19 protein-coding genes and 1 pseudogene are annotated in these 16,200 nt (G+C 65.6%); 3 read left to right on the plus strand and 17 right to left on the minus strand.

The annotated features are described in order from the left end of the window. Positions 1 to 641 precede the first annotated feature (641 nt). Genes R4P95_RS32375 through R4P95_RS32390 form a run of 4 tightly spaced genes read right to left on the minus strand, consistent with a single transcriptional unit; the run spans position 642 to position 2,399 of the window. Positions 642 to 911, minus strand: a complete 270-nt coding sequence (locus R4P95_RS32375; protein ID WP_317747545.1) for a hypothetical protein — start codon at positions 909 to 911, stop codon at positions 642 to 644. Further along, positions 908 to 1,288, minus strand: coding sequence for a hypothetical protein (locus tag R4P95_RS32380; protein ID WP_317747544.1), 381 nt, complete (start codon positions 1,286 to 1,288; stop codon positions 908 to 910). The genes R4P95_RS32375 and R4P95_RS32380 overlap by 4 nt, the downstream gene beginning before the upstream one ends. Continuing rightward, positions 1,285 to 1,686 carry a DUF3846 domain-containing protein gene (locus R4P95_RS32385; protein ID WP_317747543.1) on the minus strand — a complete coding sequence of 134 codons (402 nt, stop codon included), beginning with the start codon at positions 1,684 to 1,686 and terminating at the stop codon, positions 1,285 to 1,287. The genes R4P95_RS32380 and R4P95_RS32385 overlap by 4 nt, the downstream gene beginning before the upstream one ends. 5 nt (positions 1,687 to 1,691) lie before the next feature. Continuing rightward, entirely contained in the window at positions 1,692 to 2,399 is a 708-nt protein-coding gene (locus tag R4P95_RS32390; RefSeq protein ID WP_317747542.1) for a hypothetical protein, read from the minus strand. 388 nt (positions 2,400 to 2,787) lie between these two features. On the opposite strand from R4P95_RS32390, the gene R4P95_RS32395 reads away from it, so the two are divergent. Further along, the gene (locus R4P95_RS32395; protein WP_317747541.1) at positions 2,788 to 3,324 is read left to right on the plus strand and encodes a hypothetical protein; all 537 of its coding nucleotides are present in this window, start codon (positions 2,788 to 2,790) and stop codon (positions 3,322 to 3,324) included. Here the strand turns inward: R4P95_RS32395 and R4P95_RS32400 are convergent. The 8 genes from R4P95_RS32400 to R4P95_RS32435 all read right to left on the minus strand — a co-directional run bounded on the left by R4P95_RS32400 (position 3,244) and on the right by R4P95_RS32435 (position 9,933). Then, positions 3,244 to 5,253, minus strand: coding sequence for a hypothetical protein (locus R4P95_RS32400; protein ID WP_317747540.1), 2,010 nt, complete (start codon positions 5,251 to 5,253; stop codon positions 3,244 to 3,246). The two genes, R4P95_RS32395 and R4P95_RS32400, sit on opposite strands and share 81 nt — an antisense overlap. After that, positions 5,253 to 5,606: a helix-turn-helix transcriptional regulator gene (locus tag R4P95_RS32405; RefSeq protein WP_317747539.1), complete on the minus strand. Its 354-nt coding sequence runs from the start codon at positions 5,604 to 5,606 to the stop codon at positions 5,253 to 5,255. Before R4P95_RS32405 ends, R4P95_RS32400 begins: the two co-directional genes overlap by 1 nt. Continuing rightward, positions 5,603 to 6,712: a tyrosine-type recombinase/integrase gene (locus R4P95_RS32410; protein WP_317747538.1), complete on the minus strand. Its 1,110-nt coding sequence runs from the start codon at positions 6,710 to 6,712 to the stop codon at positions 5,603 to 5,605. Before R4P95_RS32410 ends, R4P95_RS32405 begins: the two co-directional genes overlap by 4 nt. 299 nt (positions 6,713 to 7,011) lie before the next feature. Then, entirely contained in the window at positions 7,012 to 7,152 is a 141-nt protein-coding gene (locus R4P95_RS32415) for a hypothetical protein (protein WP_317747537.1), read from the minus strand. Positions 7,153 to 7,209: 57 nt separating this feature from the next. After that, positions 7,210 to 7,947 (minus strand): hypothetical protein, encoded by a 738-nt coding sequence (locus tag R4P95_RS32420; RefSeq protein WP_317747536.1) that lies wholly within the window; start codon positions 7,945 to 7,947, stop codon positions 7,210 to 7,212. Then, on the minus strand, positions 7,944 to 8,789 hold the full coding sequence (locus R4P95_RS32425; protein ID WP_317747535.1) for an RAMP superfamily CRISPR-associated protein: 846 nt from the start codon (positions 8,787 to 8,789) through the stop codon (positions 7,944 to 7,946). The genes R4P95_RS32420 and R4P95_RS32425 overlap by 4 nt, the downstream gene beginning before the upstream one ends. Then, a complete protein-coding gene (locus tag R4P95_RS32430) occupies positions 8,786 to 9,226 on the minus strand; it encodes a hypothetical protein (RefSeq protein WP_317747550.1) in 441 nt (146 codons plus the stop codon). Before R4P95_RS32430 ends, R4P95_RS32425 begins: the two co-directional genes overlap by 4 nt. A 56-nt stretch (positions 9,227 to 9,282) precedes the next feature. Continuing rightward, positions 9,283 to 9,933, minus strand: coding sequence for a hypothetical protein (locus tag R4P95_RS32435; RefSeq protein ID WP_317747534.1), 651 nt, complete (start codon positions 9,931 to 9,933; stop codon positions 9,283 to 9,285). A gap of 27 nt (positions 9,934 to 9,960) precedes the next feature. Between R4P95_RS32435 and R4P95_RS32440 the strand changes: the two genes are divergently transcribed. Beyond that, positions 9,961 to 10,761 carry a phosphoadenosine phosphosulfate reductase family protein gene (locus tag R4P95_RS32440; RefSeq protein WP_317747549.1) on the plus strand — a complete coding sequence of 267 codons (801 nt, stop codon included), beginning with the start codon at positions 9,961 to 9,963 and terminating at the stop codon, positions 10,759 to 10,761. Positions 10,762 to 10,841: 80 nt separating this feature from the next. Here R4P95_RS32440 and R4P95_RS32445 read toward each other — a convergent pair whose 3' ends face one another. Next, complete coding sequence (locus R4P95_RS32445; RefSeq protein WP_317747533.1) at positions 10,842 to 11,060, minus strand: hypothetical protein; 219 nt, start codon at positions 11,058 to 11,060, stop codon at positions 10,842 to 10,844. Positions 11,061 to 11,062: 2 nt separating this feature from the next. Further along, positions 11,063 to 11,947, minus strand: a complete 885-nt coding sequence (locus tag R4P95_RS32450) for a hypothetical protein (protein ID WP_317747532.1) — start codon at positions 11,945 to 11,947, stop codon at positions 11,063 to 11,065. A 149-nt stretch (positions 11,948 to 12,096) separates the two neighbouring features. Between R4P95_RS32450 and R4P95_RS32455 the strand changes: the two genes are divergently transcribed. Next, positions 12,097 to 12,447 carry a hypothetical protein gene (locus tag R4P95_RS32455; RefSeq protein WP_317747531.1) on the plus strand — a complete coding sequence of 117 codons (351 nt, stop codon included), beginning with the start codon at positions 12,097 to 12,099 and terminating at the stop codon, positions 12,445 to 12,447. 290 nt (positions 12,448 to 12,737) lie between these two features. Here the strand turns inward: R4P95_RS32455 and R4P95_RS32460 are convergent, their stop codons facing one another. The 3 genes and pseudogenes from R4P95_RS32460 to R4P95_RS32470 all read right to left on the minus strand — a co-directional run. Next, positions 12,738 to 13,079, minus strand: coding sequence for a hypothetical protein (locus R4P95_RS32460; RefSeq protein ID WP_317747530.1), 342 nt, complete (start codon positions 13,077 to 13,079; stop codon positions 12,738 to 12,740). A gap of 333 nt (positions 13,080 to 13,412) precedes the next feature. Beyond that, entirely contained in the window at positions 13,413 to 15,410 is a 1,998-nt protein-coding gene (locus R4P95_RS32465) for a cutinase family protein (RefSeq protein ID WP_317747529.1), read from the minus strand. 208 nt (positions 15,411 to 15,618) lie between these two features. Beyond that, positions 15,619 to 16,169 (minus strand): annotated as a pseudogene (locus tag R4P95_RS32470) (hypothetical protein); the annotation flags it as partial. Between the last annotated feature and the right edge of the window lie 31 nt (positions 16,170 to 16,200).

The following is a 16,200-nucleotide window of genomic DNA, read 5'->3' on the forward strand; positions in this document are numbered from 1 at the left end:
GCGCTGCTCCCGGCGCTCCGCGCCGGGAGACGGAGCGAGTCGCTTCGCTCCCCGCCAGGGAGCCGCTGCGCGGCTCGCAGTGGGTCGATTCCCGTTGCCGTCGATCGAGTCGCTTCGCTCCTCTGAGTTTCAGAGATTAGGCTCCTACCAGTGCTTTTCATCGTCCTGTTCGATCCGGTCCCCCGCACCCCAACGAGGCTGGGGAGGCCGGCGGGAGTGCCCGGCCTGCCGCCCGCTCGCCTTCCCGCGCTGCTCCATGTCATACCCACAGCATACCACCCACCCCCACGCAACCCCAAACAACTGAAAACCAATAAATCACCAAATATGTTGTCTCGACACATATTACGAACCTTACAAGCTGACATTCGTGCATAACGCTTCTAAAACCTTATATTCCAAGTTATTAACCAAACATGTTGTAAATCAACCACTTTCAAAACGAGCAAAACCGGGCAAAACAGACACCTCCGCGCCCACCGACACCCCGGCGCCGGCGCTCGCTCGAACAGGTCGCCGGCACCCCACATCACACATCGGGGACATGTCATCACATCAGGTCACAGCACCATTACGGCCCCACACCGTACACGGCCCGCACCCCGGAAGTCGGGTGCGGGCCGTGTACGGAGAGAGGTGATCTAGGCTGCGGGGTCCAGCCAGGGCCGATCCTCGCGGCCCTCCACATACTTCCCGCCGGGCGGACCATCGAGCAGCCCCAGCAGCAACTCACGCGCCGCAGGAGAGGCACCGGCGAGCAACTCGTCCCGGTGCTCGGTCCAGTCCTCCCACTCCCAGCCCGCACCAGCATCGACGCAGCTCTCCACCACCTCGACCGGCACACCATCGACGAACACCCACAAACTGGTCGGCCCATCGGGATCGCGGAGGATCACTGCTTCCACCGTCACGACTGGCTTGCCTTCGTCACCGTGTAACCCAGCGACTCCGCGAGCAGGTGCATCAAGTCCTCCGCCGTGGGCAGATACACCTTGTCCATCCGCTCCCGGATCGCATCGCACTCCGCCTGGTCCTCGCACATGCACTCGGAGTTGCGGGCACCGTCCTCGAGACCCGAATCCAAACCGCACCCATCCACCGTCACCGGGTCCAGCACCCACCGATCGGTGCCGTCCCAGTCCCGCATCAGATACACCCAGACCGATTCTTCGATGTAATGGGTGCCGCGCCCGAGGGCACGCTCAGCCTGTGACATATACGCCTCCGGTGCGGGGATCTTCGTCGTTGTCGCTGTCGCGGGTGCTGCGGGTGCTGCGGCCGGGGTCATCGGCTCACCGCCGCCGTACGGGTGAGGATCGCACCGGACAGCAAGGCATCGCGCACCCGCTCAGACAGGCCCACAGTCTCACCGTGGCGGTCATGGGATGCGAACACCGCGACACCACAGAACGGCTGCCAGATCGCCCCATCGGCCCGCGCAATCGCCGTCGCAACAACGTTGACCTGTGCGTCCGCCAACACCGCGCCATCGTCGTCGATCCACATATCCAAATCCCGGCCCAACCGCACCACATCGAACCAACGGCACCCAATCGCCGCACGGATCACCGCCCCGGTACTCTCCCCCACCCCGAGATCGATCACCTCCAGGCGCCCGTCCAACCCGACCCGCACCGCCTGCACCCGCATCCGCTTCTGCCCCTGGTTCTGGTTCTGTTCGCTCATGCCGCTCAGTCCTCCGACGCGCTCTCGACCGTGAAGTCGTCAATAGTGAACTCCTCGTACGACCCGAACCGGCTGCGCAGCGCCTCCTCCACGTCGTACCTGTCGACCCGGTCCTCCGCGTCGGACTCCCCTGTCGCCGAAATCGTCAACGACACCGACACCGACAGGCTCACCGACACATCCACCGTGAAATCGCGGGAACGGCCCGCCAGACCGTGCTCCTCCATGAACCGATCGAACTGACCGCACAAACTGTTGTCATCGGCCCACTCCCGCGCATCCGAGGCCAGCGATTCGATCCACTCCCTGTGCCCGGTCTGCGTCGTCGTCAATTGCTCCCGCAACGCCCGCGTCTGACGACGCTCCGCCAACACCTGCGCCAACGGACCCGCTACCCGGTCCCACCACACCGGCACCGGACGCTGCAACGACGCGATCACCACCTGATCCGGGCGCACCCGCCCGAACCACGGCGGCGCATCCGGCGACACCGGCACCAACACCACCGACACCCACCGCTCCACCGCAACATCCGCGGCACCCGCCACCGACAACGCCGCCACCTCCGCACGGTCCGCGACCAGCCATCCCGCCGTCCACGCCGCACTCTCACGCACCTCGACGAACACCCCATCCGCCGGGAACACCCCACCGGCAGACGGCGCACCCGCACCATTCGACACGTTTCCGGCAACCGCAACGTCCACAGACATACACACACTCCCAACCCCGGAGAACAACCCCGGGAAACGGGCAGAACGGAAGTGGTCAGTTCCCGCCCCGCACTGACTAAGGCACCCAAAACATAACCCATCCCACCGACACCATGCAACACGAAATACCCTGCACAACATAGGTTTTCGAGCCGTACACCGCTCATAAGAACACGCCTGAATCAAGCCCTCAGACCCCTAAAACACCACCTACTCATCCCGTGCCGGGGCACGGGATGAGTAGGTGCAAGGGCGCATCGCGGGTCGACAACGATGATGGATTCCACCGCCGATGTCGTCGCATCGGTGATCACCAGAGCCCGAGCGATCGTGGCAGGCGTTGATGCCGTGGCCGGGTCTGTGCTTCGTTCGCCACCGGTCGCACAAGGTGTCGGCGGGCACGGTTCTAAGCTGGGTGCTCGTGCATGCCTTCGTCGATGAGAACACCGTCCGCGGGATCATGGTGGCCGCCGCCATCGCCGATCCTCAGTCGCTGGCGCATGCGCGGAAGGTGCTCACCGAACTTCGCCTGAAAGGGCAAGAGCGCCTGCATTTCAAATCCGAACGCGATTCCCGCAGGCGGGAGATCTGTTCCGCACTGGTGAAACTGGATGTACGCGTGCATGTCTACAACGCCGCCACCCTCACCCCGAAACAGGGCCGACCACGCTGCCTGGAGATGCTGGTGGCGGACCTGGCCCAGTTGTCGGCCTCCCGCCTGGTCCTCGAGCAAGACGATTCGACAATGAAGGCGGACCGGCGGGTGCTGTACGAAGCCGTCGGCAAGCACGGTATCCGCGAGCACCTGACGTACCACCACCTGCGGGCTACTGGTGGAGATCCGTTATTCGTTGTGCGCGATATTCCCGGAGCGCTCTGTTCGGTTCTCGGCGCGGAGTGCGGTGTAGCCCGCCCAGTCTTGTGACGCGAGAGCAGCCCAGATAACAGCTGTGCCCGGTTTGATGCCGAGGAGGTCAGCGAGGATGGGGGCGGGAACCTCTGCTGCGAGCTGGAGGAGTGCGGCGTTTCGCGCCGCGCGGACGGTGACCCCGGCTTGCGCGAGTTGGTTGCGGAGCACCTCTGCGCTTCGATGTCGGCCGGGGTGCCCACCTGGAAACAACCAGCGTGTGGGTTTGCTTGCGTAAGAGGATCTTCCACGCCGGTGTAGTAGTGCCCGGGTGAGTTCGTCGAGCGGTGTGGGCAGCAGGATGGGATCGTCGCCGAATCGGACGGTGACCTCGGGGCCGGTAGTGGCGATCTGGTCGGGTGTCATGCGGCAGATTCGTGTGACGGGCTGTCCGAAGAGGAGGACGAACAGGCCCGCGACACGGGTATCGAGGGGCAGGGTCTCGTCGTGGAGAAGTTCCTCGACGATCGACCAGCGATGATCGTCGGCGAGAGTGACATCGGGCTCGCTGCGCTGCTGACGGGGTGTGCGTAAATCGGCGATGAGGCGTCGGTCGTGTGCCCAGGTGAGGAAGCCATCGAGGAACCGGACGCGGCCGGGGTGTTCGACGAGGTACTCGTCCAGGTGGGATTGCCGTGCCGTCGTCAGCGTTGTGCCGTGCTCGGTGAGCCAGCCGAGGAAGTGGCCGGCGGCGCGGATCAGTGCCCGACCGTTGCGGGCGCCGGCTGCGGTGAGTTGTCCACGGTCGGCCTTTGCTCGGGTGCGACGGAGCACGTGCCATTCGGCGTAGGCGTGCACCACTCGTGCATCTGCAACGGGCAAGTCGGCGAGGATGGTGCGCAGCCAGGGAGTGAGGCGTTCGAGCTCGACGTGCTGCGGCGGCAGGACGCCCAGGGCGGCGAGGAAGTCCCTGAGATAGTCCAGTGCGCGAGTGCGCGGCAAGGCGTCGAGGGCGTCGTGGCTGATTGCGATGTCGCCGACGGCCATTCGCCGCAACAGGCTGGCCCCTTGGCTTTGCTGGAGCCAGAACAGGGTCGATTTGGGCCGGTCGACGGCAAGGAGTGCAGAAAGGACGGGCTCGAGGCCACGATTGACGGTGCCGTCGGCAGTGGTGAGCAGGGCAGTGGCTCGCTCGGTGAGCACGCAGACTGCGCATCTTCGTCCGTATTGGTGGTCCTCGCGTCCGCAGTCGGCGCACGCGAACGGAGAAGGTTCGCCAGCACATGTCGCGCAGATTCGGCGTTCGTCGTCGGAGAGGTAGGCGAGGATCTTGATCTGCCCGCATGCGGGGCAGGTGCCGGGATTGCGGCGCAGCTGTTCGTAGCAGAGCCGGCATATGGGTGCTCCGAGCAGGATCGTTCGTGGGTTGCGGTCGTGCCCGCATTGGCCACATCGATCGAGTTTGCGTGGCGCGCAGGTGGTGCATAGCCATCCGGACTTGATTCGGGCGACAGCGTAGGTGTTACGTCCGCAGCGCGAACATGTCTTGTGTGAGATCGGGTCGTGCCGGTAGCAGCGCAGGCAGAGCTGCTCGGTGCTGGTCCGGCGCGTGATGACCCGCATGTTTCCGCACCGGGAGCACGGTTTGGGGTCGGCCTCCCGTCCGCAATGCGCGCAGGCCTTCCGGCCATCGGCGAGACGTCGGCACAGGATCTTCGCACCGCCACAGACCGCGCAGCGCGGCCGGACGATTCTCACCGCGCCAGCGGCGGCCAACCGTTCGAGTAACCGTTGAACGATGGGTGGGATGAGTGGATCACCTGAGGTCAACAGATTCGGAAAACGGTCGAAGTGCTGCAGGAGGATTGTTCGTTTCTCGGGTCGCGGGACCAGGACTTCCAGGATGCCGCGGATGGTCATTTCGGCCAGTTCCGGCTCGACCGTTGCGATCTCGGCGACCAGTGCGTCGAGCGTCTGCGTGGAGGTGAGCGTGCTGCACCGAACCATCAGACAGACGGCCCCGGACGATTCTGATCGGGTCGACGGACACGGGCGCGGACGGGCCGGAGCTCGCCGATGCCCGACGGCCCCGCCTCCTCGGTACCGGTCTTGCTCTCGTGCCGTGGTTGCGCGATCGGTTCGATCAGGTCGCTGGGGCCGACATTGAGGATGTCGCACAGTGCGGCCAGGATCTCCATGTTCAGTCGCTGCGGTGTCTTGGTGACCAGACGGAAGACCTGCTCGCGTGACAAATGGATGTCGCGCTCAGCGAGCAGCGGGACCAGGTCGGTGGTTTGGAACATGCCGCGGGTCGCCATGATCTGGCGCAGATGCCAGCGGATGGTCAACTTGTCGGTCACGGTTGCTCTCCTGTCGTGGAGTACACCCTGCTCAGCGCTGACGCCAGGGTGCGGTTCTTGAAGTCGTTGCTGACCGAGGTGTAGATCGCGGTCGTGGCGGCAAACGCATGACCTACCTGTTCCTGTACGAACCTTTCGGGATAGCCGAACTCGACCAGATGCGTGACATACGAGTGCCGAAGACAGTGCAGCGTCAGTTCTGGCGGCAACCCAACTTCATTGCGTAACTGCGCAAATCGCTCGTCGATGTAACGCATCGAGACGCGGCTGACCCGCTCGGTCACCCACAGGGCCGGATGCTGCCGCGCTCGGTACTTTGGTCTACCTTGCTCGACCCACTGGCGCATTCCTTCCAATGCCCAGTCGAACTCCGGCACGGCGAGCACTGTCCGCCGTCGTGGTGGCCCGCCCTTGACGGACTTGCCGTACCGCACATGCAACGACCCGAATTGGCCCCACTTCCTGACGTGGGGGTTCGGCCGCAAGTCGGCCAAGTCGAGCCTCGCGAGCTCGCGGCGCCGTAGCCCGAAACCGTAGGCAGTCTTGAACATCTGCGCATCTCGAAGAGCTGTCAACGCACCCTTACGGCCCGTCCGGGCGAGCTTGTCGACCCGGTCGTCGGCGTGATCGAAGAAGGCCTGCAGCTCGTCGTAGCTCATCGGTCTGCGCTCCGGGTTCCCTTCGTAGTCGCTCAAGTGCGCCACGGTGTTCCATTCGTGGCAGACCTGCGTCGGAATCACGCCGAACCGGTTGCGGCACTGCTCCAACCACTCGTATCGCGGATCCGTGACGTAGTCGAGAAACATACGCAGAGCCAGGTGATAACCGCGGATCGTCGATGGAGCTCGCCGATCCGTTCCCGAGGTCAGCGAGGTCGTGAAGTCCTCGACGTCGCCCGGCGTCCACCGCCAGGGATACTCGCTGGTGAACTCTGCAAACCGCCGCACCAACCGAGCCCTCGAACCGATCGTCGACGCAGCCAACAACCGGCTCCGTTGTTGCAGTGACCAGCCCTCGACCATGGCTTTGAAGACTGCGGTCGGCTCGTCGAGGTGAATGACCCCATTTACCAACACTAATCGGGCGGAACCGGGCACTTCCGTCACGCTTCACCCCCAAAAACGGCGGTTGCATTTGAAGCAACATACTTGCACCGGGTCCGGCATTGCGTCAACGATGCTGGTAGATCCGATCACGTCTAGAGTCGGAAGGGTTCGTAAATCTCCAGATCAGGCCCTGCTTGTTGCATCTGCTACGACAATGCGCGGTTCAAGCAGGAACCTATGTTGTGGATCCCCGACGCTGTGGCCTGGTGCCTGGCCAAGGGCGGAGAGTGGCCCGCCCGGGTGCGGCCACTAGTGACGAAGACCGTGGACGTCCGGTAGAAACGCGAAACCCGGCTCACCTACCGTCCGGAAGGCTGCCGGGTCCACTTCACCAGGACTAGTGCCCTGGGCACCACCATCATGGCAAGAAATCCTGCCGCGTTCAAGGCGCGGGCCTCCACCGCCACCTCGGCAGCGCCCGGAAGGCCGAATTCACCCAAGCCCATCACCTAGAAGTTTCACACAAGCGCGAACGCCTATCGGCTCCCAACCTGCAGTCACGTTGCCGGTAGCACAACGTGGCTACGGCGGGTGGGGTGCATGTACGGCGGCCGAAGCCCCATTGGCCCCTCGCCGCCCGTTCGCATCTCACCGTGGTCGCGCAGACATGCAGTTGGGACAGTGCGGCCAAGGCTGCCGTCCGGGTGCAGATGCGCAAATTCCCACCGGCCGCCGTCGGAATGTTCGTCGACCGTCCAGGACAGAACGTGACCGTGGCCCGCCCCACGTTTCTTCCCGATCGACACGATCGGCGCGAGGAGCTCGGCGACCGCGGCCGGGTCGCCGACCGCCCGCCACACCAAGTTCCGGCAGATGGTGAGCGGCAGCGGCATCACCCGCGAGCGGTAGCGGCCCTGCCGCTCGGACACCAACGCCGGCAACGCGGCCGACATGTGGGCGAGGGCCTGTTGATCCGGGCGGGCCGACCAGTACTGCACGTGCGGGCCCGGGACCTCGTCCTCCGGGTAGGCGAACGTCGCCGCCCAATGCCAGTGCTCATCGCCACCGGTGGTGCAGCGGGCGAGTGGCAGGTCCAGGTCCTCCGGGACGGTGTCGAGGCTGTAGGGCGGGTAGTCGGTGCCGGCCTCGCGTGCAGCGGCCTTGGTGTTCTCCCGGATCTCGGAGGCGAGGAGGCCGTCGAGGCTGATGCCCCACGGCACACCGTGCGCAACCCCGGCGGCCAACTTTGCGCGGATGACCAGCGGCACCATCCCCTCCGCGATCTGAACGGTCATGCCGGGAGGGAAAGCAGCATTTGCAGGGCCTCATCGCGTCGTGCGGCGACGATCTCCCGCCAATCGACCATCGGGGCGCCTCCGGTGGGTTCGGTGAGTGTGGTGGCGATCTGGCCGTGCCCGATCCCCGTGCGTCCACCCAGCCAGCCGGCCCGGGTGAACTCGGCCAGCGCGTCGGCGGCGAAGGCGTGATCGAGGTCCGAGCCGCGGCTCAGCTGCACCCAGGACTCGAACCGGGTGCCCGGGGCCAGGGTTTCGATGTCGTACCGCATCACCGGGGACCCGGAACCGGAACCGTCGTCGGTGGGGTCGGTGAGGTTCCGGCCGGTGGCGACGTCGTCGAGGTGTGAATAGGACTCGAGGGCCTCGATATCGAACCGGGACGGCAACGGGCCCGGATACTCCCGCCGCAGGATCGGGGCGGCTTCGGTGACGATCGGCACGACATGCCCGACCCGTAGGCAGCCGTCGATCGGTGCCGCCCCGACCGCACCGCCGAACACACTGATCTGCGGGATCAGCTCCCGCAGCTGCTGCAGGCGCCGCCCGGTGACCGGTTCCGCCGAGGTTTTCACGATCGCGCCGCCGTTGCGGAGGGTATGTGCGACCGCCAGGGGCAGCTGGTTCTCGTAACCGAGGACATCGCGCAGCAGCTCCTCACCGATCCGGCGCAACACCCCACGAAACGAGTTGCCGGAGATCACCGGAACCAACTCCACCGACCCATCCTGTTGCAGGATCTTCATCCGCCGGCCGATCGCGGTGGTACCGATCAGCTCCCCGCGGTGCGAGATCGGGGACTTCGCGGCCATTTCGATCTCCCACACCCGGGTCACGCTCACGACGCCAACCCGTGCTCGGTGCGGGCGGTGCGGACCGCGTCGGCGACGATCCGGGTCCGCAAGGTCAGCGCGGTGGTCTGATCGCGCATCACCTGCAGCACCGGCCGCGGCTCGTAGGTGAGCAGCAACGCCAGCTCGGCGCGTTGCTCGTCGGTGCGCGGGGCCGAGCCGAGCCGGGCCGCCGAGGCGGTCCACCACTGGTGCAGATTCACGCTGTTGTAGGTGGCCAATCGGATCCGGGTGGGCAGCAGGTTGTCCCAGTAGTCACCGCGGCGGGCGGCCACCCAATTTCCGTCCGACCAATCGACTCCGTAGTGCAGCAACAACATCAACCGCTCCGCCACGACCGCGGCCGGGTCCGACAATGCCGGCAGTTGCCAGGCCGTGGCCAACCACCGATCCGTGACCGAAAACGTGTTCTCCCCCAACGTGTTCATCACGGTCGATCCTAGAGAAGATCCGGGATTTTCTCGAGTCCAGAGTTCTTCGATCCCTAGCGGGTGGCGCGGATGCCGACCTCCCACCAGGGCTGCGCGCGCCGCCACGGCGCCAAGCGGTTCCAGTCGTCGAAGACCTGCGGCCACTGGTCGGCTGGTATGCGCCGTAGCACGGCATAGGCGGGAGTGTCCTCGCGGAGCACGGTCTCGGTGAAGCCGTGGCCGCGGAGCCGGTGCAGCACCGCCAACCGTCCGGCATCGTGATCCTGCCAGGGCAGGCGGGTGTCATCGACCGTGACCAGACCCCAACGGGCATCGGGGATCAAGTGTTTACGGCCTGGGCGGAGCGGCACGATCACCGCCGTGTCCGCGTCGACCGTGGTGGAGAGGACTCGGTGTAGCAGTGCCGGGGTTGCCGATGTCAGCGTGGCCGGATTACGGGTGACGACATGCACGTCAGTGCGCAACGGGCGGTGCCGGTACCCCCACACGCACACCTGACACAGGTTGCGGCCGGACAGGTTCGTCCACGATTCGAAGCCGGTGAACCGCCGGGAGATCACCTGACCGACCGGGGACATCACCGCAGTGGTCCGCCCGCACCGCGCGCACCCGGTCATCCGATCATCAGGCGAGGCCGCGTCGACAGGCTCCACGGCGGCGGTGTAGGCGGCCCAGACGACATCGATGTCGGCAGCGATGCTCATGCGCGGCACCGTAACCTGCCACCTGTGATGGATGCAGCGGACCCCGGCCTGGACCTGAGCGTGCTCCGTGGTCTGCAGGCACCGTCGGCGAAGGCCGGCGCGGCCGCCGTCGACGCAATCCTGACGCGGATCGAGGCCCATCTCACACGACATGACGGATACGTCGCGTTCTCCGGTGGCAAGGACTCCCTCGTCGTCCTCGACCTCGCTCGCCGCGTGGACCCGGATGTGCCGGTGGTGTTCTTCGACTCCGGCCTCGACTACCCCGAAACCTACGCCTACCTCATTGAACTGGCTGCTCGGTGGCGGTTGGATCTGCACCGCATCCCCACCGATCCGCCGCTGTTGCAGGTGCTCGCCGACTCCGGGTTGTGGGATCACCACGCACCCACCGACACCACCGCGGCCGCCGTGGATCTGCACCAAGTACTGATCACCGAGCCCGCCCACCGCGCCCACCAGCTCCTCGGACCGGGCGAGTTGTGGGGTGTGCGCGCCGACGAATCCGCCGCCCGCCGAATGCTCTACACCCGCGACGGTCTCCGCAACGGGACCATCACCCGCACGGACGGCACCACTGCGTACGGGCCGATCTGGAACTGGGCCACCACCGACGTCTGGTCCCACATCGCCCGACACCAACTCCCCGTCAACCCCCTCTACGCCAGACTCCACCGGCTCGGGGTCCCCGAGCACCAGCACCGGCTCTCACACCTGATCGACGGCAGTCACCTCGACCGCGGACGGTTGACCTGGCTGCGGCGGGGCTGGCCTGCGCTGTTCGAGGAACTCGCCGATAGACTGCCGCGCCTACGGCAGATGACCTGACGGCCTTGTACCGCAATCGGCACTCCGCCTTGTATCCTCAGAACACTGAAGATGCACAGGATGAGCCGGAGGCGTCACCCCTACTCGGGGTTGGTGTCTCCGGTCTTCTCTTTCTTCTTCTCCCGTGCACGCTTCTCAGCGCCCAACCGCGTCTTCAGCTCGCGCCGCGCGCGCTGCTTCGGTGTTTCCTCCCGCTCCGGCTCGTCGTCGACAGGCCGGAAATGTGCACGGCTACCGAGAAGGACGTCCGGGTTCATGACCAGCTCCGGTCGGCCCTTGCCGTCGGTGAACAGTCCCATGTCTATCCCTCACCCTCCGTTGTGATGTCTCTGAGCTGCACGATCATTCGCTCGCCGATCGACCCATCCGGGCGGCGGTAGCGTCCCGGACCGGACGAGACCACCTCGAACCGCATTCCGCGCGGCAACAAGTGCGCGGTGTCGTCGACCGAGTCCGACCGGCCCAGATACATGCCCCGGTCGGTTGCGATCTCGAACACCACATCCCGATCGGTCAGCGTCGGGTCGAACTGGTGAATCGTGTGCGCCGCAGAAGTGTGCCGATCGAACTCGAGACGCGAACCCGGCTGCAAGGTCGACGGCAGGTTCACCGCTTCCTGCGGGGCGGCGTGCGGGAGCCGGACTGCGGCGTAGAGGATGTGGCCGCGGTCGTTGAATCGTTCCACAGTCTGAATCGCGCGGTCGACGCGCTGGACCTGTGAGCGCATCGTCTCCTCCAGCTGCTGGGCATCGCCGCGCGCGCGGGAGAGCGCGCCACCGACCTCCTCCCACCGGGCCGGGTCGGTGATCAGTTTCTGCACCGCGGTGTAGCCGACCTTCGGTAACTGGGTTTGCGCCCGGTTCTTGTTCACCGACCGGACCTTGCGCTGCCGCGAACTCGGAGGCTGGCGAATCGAATCCGGGATCGGCAACTCCCGCCGCTTGCGCACCGGCACCTCGGGCACCGTAGCCCGGGGAAAGGCCCGCTCCAAGTCCTTACGGGCGCGGGTGAACTCCGCGTCTTCGACCATCCCGTCCAATACCCGGGCCCCGTCGCGGTCGGCGGCGCGGTCGTCATAATTCGCCGCCGGCCGGTAACCGGCGGGTTTGGCCGCCGGAGTGTTGCCGATGCCGGCCTCGGGGTCCAGCCGGGTCGCCGGCGCGTCCGGACTCAGTTGGTACGCCACCGACGATCGCCTCCCCGACCTTGAGCCCCTGGATACGACGAAGCGTGGCAGACGGGCCTTAGTAACCATCTGCCACGCTCGGACCCACTTCAGGGTGGGTGCCACCGGAACGTGCGTCACCTGGCGACCAAACCATCAACAACGTTCCCGTGCGTATCGCCGGCCTCACCGCCGGATGCCCGTCACTATACCGAAACATCCAGTCGCAGCTCAGCCTCCGCTTCTTCGTCTCCACCGATCAGCAGTGGATTTTATCCGCCGGCCGCGCCGTGGTCTCCGAACCCATGAAGATTCCCCGACCCGCCGGTGCAGGGTTGTATTTCTTTCGCTCCCGGATCGATCTGCCGCCCGTCGCGCTCGCCCACGCAGAACGGGTGCTCGTCGACCTCGGGCATCCCGGTTCACTGCCTACGCCGTGGCCACTACGTCCGCTCCCCAGCCTCCGGACCGCTCTGCTCGGACTACGGGATCTGGTGAGTGTGTGGGAGCCCCAGGGGTGAGAATCCGTGGCAGCGGCTCCGGGATTGTGCGGTTTCACCGTGCGGGTGTGAGCACCCGTTGAGATGACAGATGAGGGAAAGCCTGCTAGAACGGGCCGGTGCCCGGGACGCCACCGAGGCCGAGCCAGTAGAAAATCCACATGAAGAGGGGCAATGTATTCACCTTTCGGGGTGCTGTGAACACCGGACTGTGTGACCGGCGAGCGTCGAATGCGTTCGTGTGGGCTCCGATCCTGTTGCGGTCCTTTAGTCATCGGTCCACCGTCAGCGTGTACGAGGGTTATGGCATGTCATGACTGACCTCGATCGAGGATGTCGAGTTGAACACGGTTGCGGTGACTAATCTTCGACCGGCCGGCGTCGAGGTCGTCGACGAGGAGCTGGCATTGTTCGTCGGTGCGCACGTCCCAGGCCTGCCCGATGACGTTGATGGGTCCGCGGACCCCGTTCCTCCAGTCGATGACGGTGTAGACGACGTCACCTTTGGGGGCGAAGTCGCGTTGGCGGGTGCAGACAACGAAGTGTTCGGACGTCGCCCGGACGGTGTAGGGGCGGCGTGGTTCGAGTCCGAAGCGGATCCGGTCACCGGGTTCGAAGGTGATGGGTGTCGTCGGCGTACCGGTCGCATTCATCAACGTCACCATGCACCCCCGGTGTCGCGATGTCGTTGATGGAGCGAAACTCGTTGGCTCTCGACAAGTGCGTCGCGGCCGATGCAACCCCGAGTAAGACCCTTAGGTCGGTGCCCGATGTGGAAGCCGTCGCCGGCATCGCCTTGGTGTGGGCAGGGGTAGATCGACAGGCCGCGCCGTTTTTCGTGGTGTGTGCGGGCTGCGCGGGCGTCTTTGCGTGTGAAGTAGGTGCGTTTGTTGCAGTGTGGGCAGGTCGCCCAACGGGCGGTAGGTCGGTGGGCGCGAGGGGACAATTCGGTGCTCCTATTCGACTGGGAAGGCTGCCGGGGATGGTCAGACGGCGCGGGTGATCTGCAGGTTCAGCCAATCGGAGACCCATTCGATGGCATTGCGGCCGGCGTTGTCGACGACCAGGGTGTGGTAGCTCTGGTGGGCTCCGGAGGCGAAGAAGCTGGCCGCGTTCAGGCCCTCCCCGACGACCGCGGCGAGATCCTCGGCTCCCTGCGATTGCGCCATCGTCGATACCGATCCGGCGAGTCCTTGCAGGTCGAGGGTTTGCGCTTGCGTGGTGATCGCGTCACCCACGGGGTTGGCGTGCTTGCCCAGTAGCGTGGGGTCGGTCTTGCTGGCTTTGCCGGTGAGCATGTTCGCGGCCACCGAGGCGAGTTCGAGTCCGAGGGGGATCAACGCCGCGGTCTGCGACGCGGCACCGACCGGGTCGGGAAGCACTCCGGGCGGGGGGAAGAGTTTGTCGGCGGCGGCCCACGCGATTTCCTGGGCCTGACCGGCGATGTTGGCCAGCTTGATCACGTCGACGTTGCCGAGAATGCTGGTGACCAGTGCTGCGATCTGGGTGTAGCCGGTCGGGTCCGGGATGATCGAGAGGATCTGGGAGATCCACTTCAGGTCGACACCGGCGACCATCTTCACCAGGGGTTCGAAGTGCACGTTCAGCTCCCGGGCGGCGTCCCGGGCGGCGCGGACATCGCCGGCGGCGATCTTCTGCGGGAGCACGATCAGGTTGTGCAGGATTGTCGGGATGTCGAGCGCGGTGATGCCGGTGACGACGCCCAGGGCTTGGTCGACGACGACTGTCGGTTTGAGGACCGATAACACGCTCGACGCGGTCGACAGGGCATCCGCCGGGGTGGTTGCCACAGGGGCGATCTGGCTACCGAGTGACGCGGCCGTGGTGGAGAGCTGCGAGATGTGAGGGTCGGTGGCGGGCAGTGTGGTGGTGCCAGAATTGGACAGCCTGGCCGCGGTGTTCGCGATGGTGGCTACCGAGTCCAGCGCACCGGTCAGGTCCGCGTGGCTGGCTGTGGTGAGGACCTGCGCGGCCGCGTTTTCCGGCGTGCCGGCCGGGGCTGCGGCAAGACCCTTGGTGGCGGCACTGTTTGCGGCCCCGGACTCGAGCAGCTCGGCCAAGGGACCGAGGGTCTTCGACAGCGAGGTCGCAGTCTCGGCGATCTGGTTCACATCGACCGAGCCGCCGGTGTCGATGCCGGACAGTTGCTTTCCGAGAGCGTCGACATTCGTGCCGAGACCGGGCAGGTCGGCGTCGGTGAAATCGGAGGTCAGCGCGGTGGCGATTGCCGCGTTATCTCCACCGGCACTGGCATCGGTGTTGCCTGTGGTCTTCGACAGGATCGAGCCGAGCGATCCGAGGAACGGGTTGGCGCCCTTGTGGATCGAGCAGTACAGGTCTTTCGGATCACAGATCGATGCCACCCGCCCCGATAGCTTGCCCATGCCCTGTTCCCGGGGACCGGCGATCCCCTCCCCGGAGGTCTTCGGTCCGACCGTCGCGGCGCCCTTCGTACCGGCACCGGGATCGGCGAGCAAAGCCACACCGAGGACCCGGTCCGCATCGACGGGTCCGTGATCGTTTCCGATTGCCGACGCGAGATCGCCTGCTGCATCGGAACCTTGGGAGTATCCGGTGATGGTGATCTTCGCGTCCGGGCATTTGTCGGTGTAATTCTTCAGCACGGCGGTGGCCTTGCTGACCGCGTCGGCTTTGCTGTCGGCGTAGGTGTGGCCGTTGTCGAACGCGCTCGCCATGTACGGCAGCGTGTATACCTGCGCGCGGGCACCGTTCTTCGCCTTGATCGCCTCGGCGACGGGAGCCAACATCCCCACGGGCTGTTGCGGGTCGGCGTTCTCGTTGGTTTCCCATGTGCCTGGGATGAACAGGTTGAACGCCGCTGCGCAGTTCATCGGGGCGGCGTTGACGATCGCGGGTGCGGTAAGCGCGACGCCGCCGCCGGCGACGGTCGCAGTGGCGATCAGCGCGACGGTGCGACGGGTTCTCGAACGTCTGGCGGGCATTGGCACCTCGATTACCGGAACGGACACTGACGCCTACCTTCACCCATTTCGGCGTTTCGCCTCAACGGGGTATCGGCGTGACCCAGGCTCCTTTTTCGTCCTCTGACCGGCGAATATGTCCGCCGGAGGGTGTTTCAGTCGCGATGCGACAAGGGCCACCCGGTCGGTGCCGCAGCGATCCGGTCATGGTGGCTTCCGGCGTTTAGTTCTAGTCGATGTGGACGGAGTCGATGGAGTCGAAGTGGAATCCGAACTGGTCGCTGTACTTGTCGAATCCTTTGTTCTCGGGGTAGTCGAGGGTGGCGTGCCATTCGAGGAGTGCAACGACCCGGGCGTGGTCGTCGTTGGCCAGGGCGGCGGCGAGTTCGCGCGATTCGTCGGTGCCGAACGGGGTGTCGGAGTTCGCGAAATCCAAGGTGCGAACTCGGTAGTCGTAGCCCTCGTCGGCACCGTTGCGGACCATGACACCACCCTTGACCCGGATGACCGCCGTCTTCGGTGTTCCGTCCGGCCGCAACACCCCGGCGCGTTTCATGATGTCCTCGGCCCGGACATTCCTGAGTTTCTTACTGGTGTCCGCCCGCAACTCGTTCGCTTCCCCGGATCGGTACCGGGCATCTGCTGCGCCATCACCGGGCGCCCCTCCGCGTCGAGCCCGGTCATGGTCTCGATATCCGCAGGAAACTGCGCGAGCACGGGAACCGTGATCGCGTCCCAGAAGGACAACCGCTCCGCGACATCGCCCACAGGAATCGCTCCCGGGTAATGACTGGACTGCTCACCCTGCTCC

Source organism: Rhodococcus sp. IEGM 27 (assembly GCF_033142305.1).
In the GTDB taxonomy this organism is placed as follows: Bacteria; Actinomycetota; Actinomycetes; order Mycobacteriales; family Mycobacteriaceae; genus Rhodococcus_F; species Rhodococcus_F oxybenzonivorans.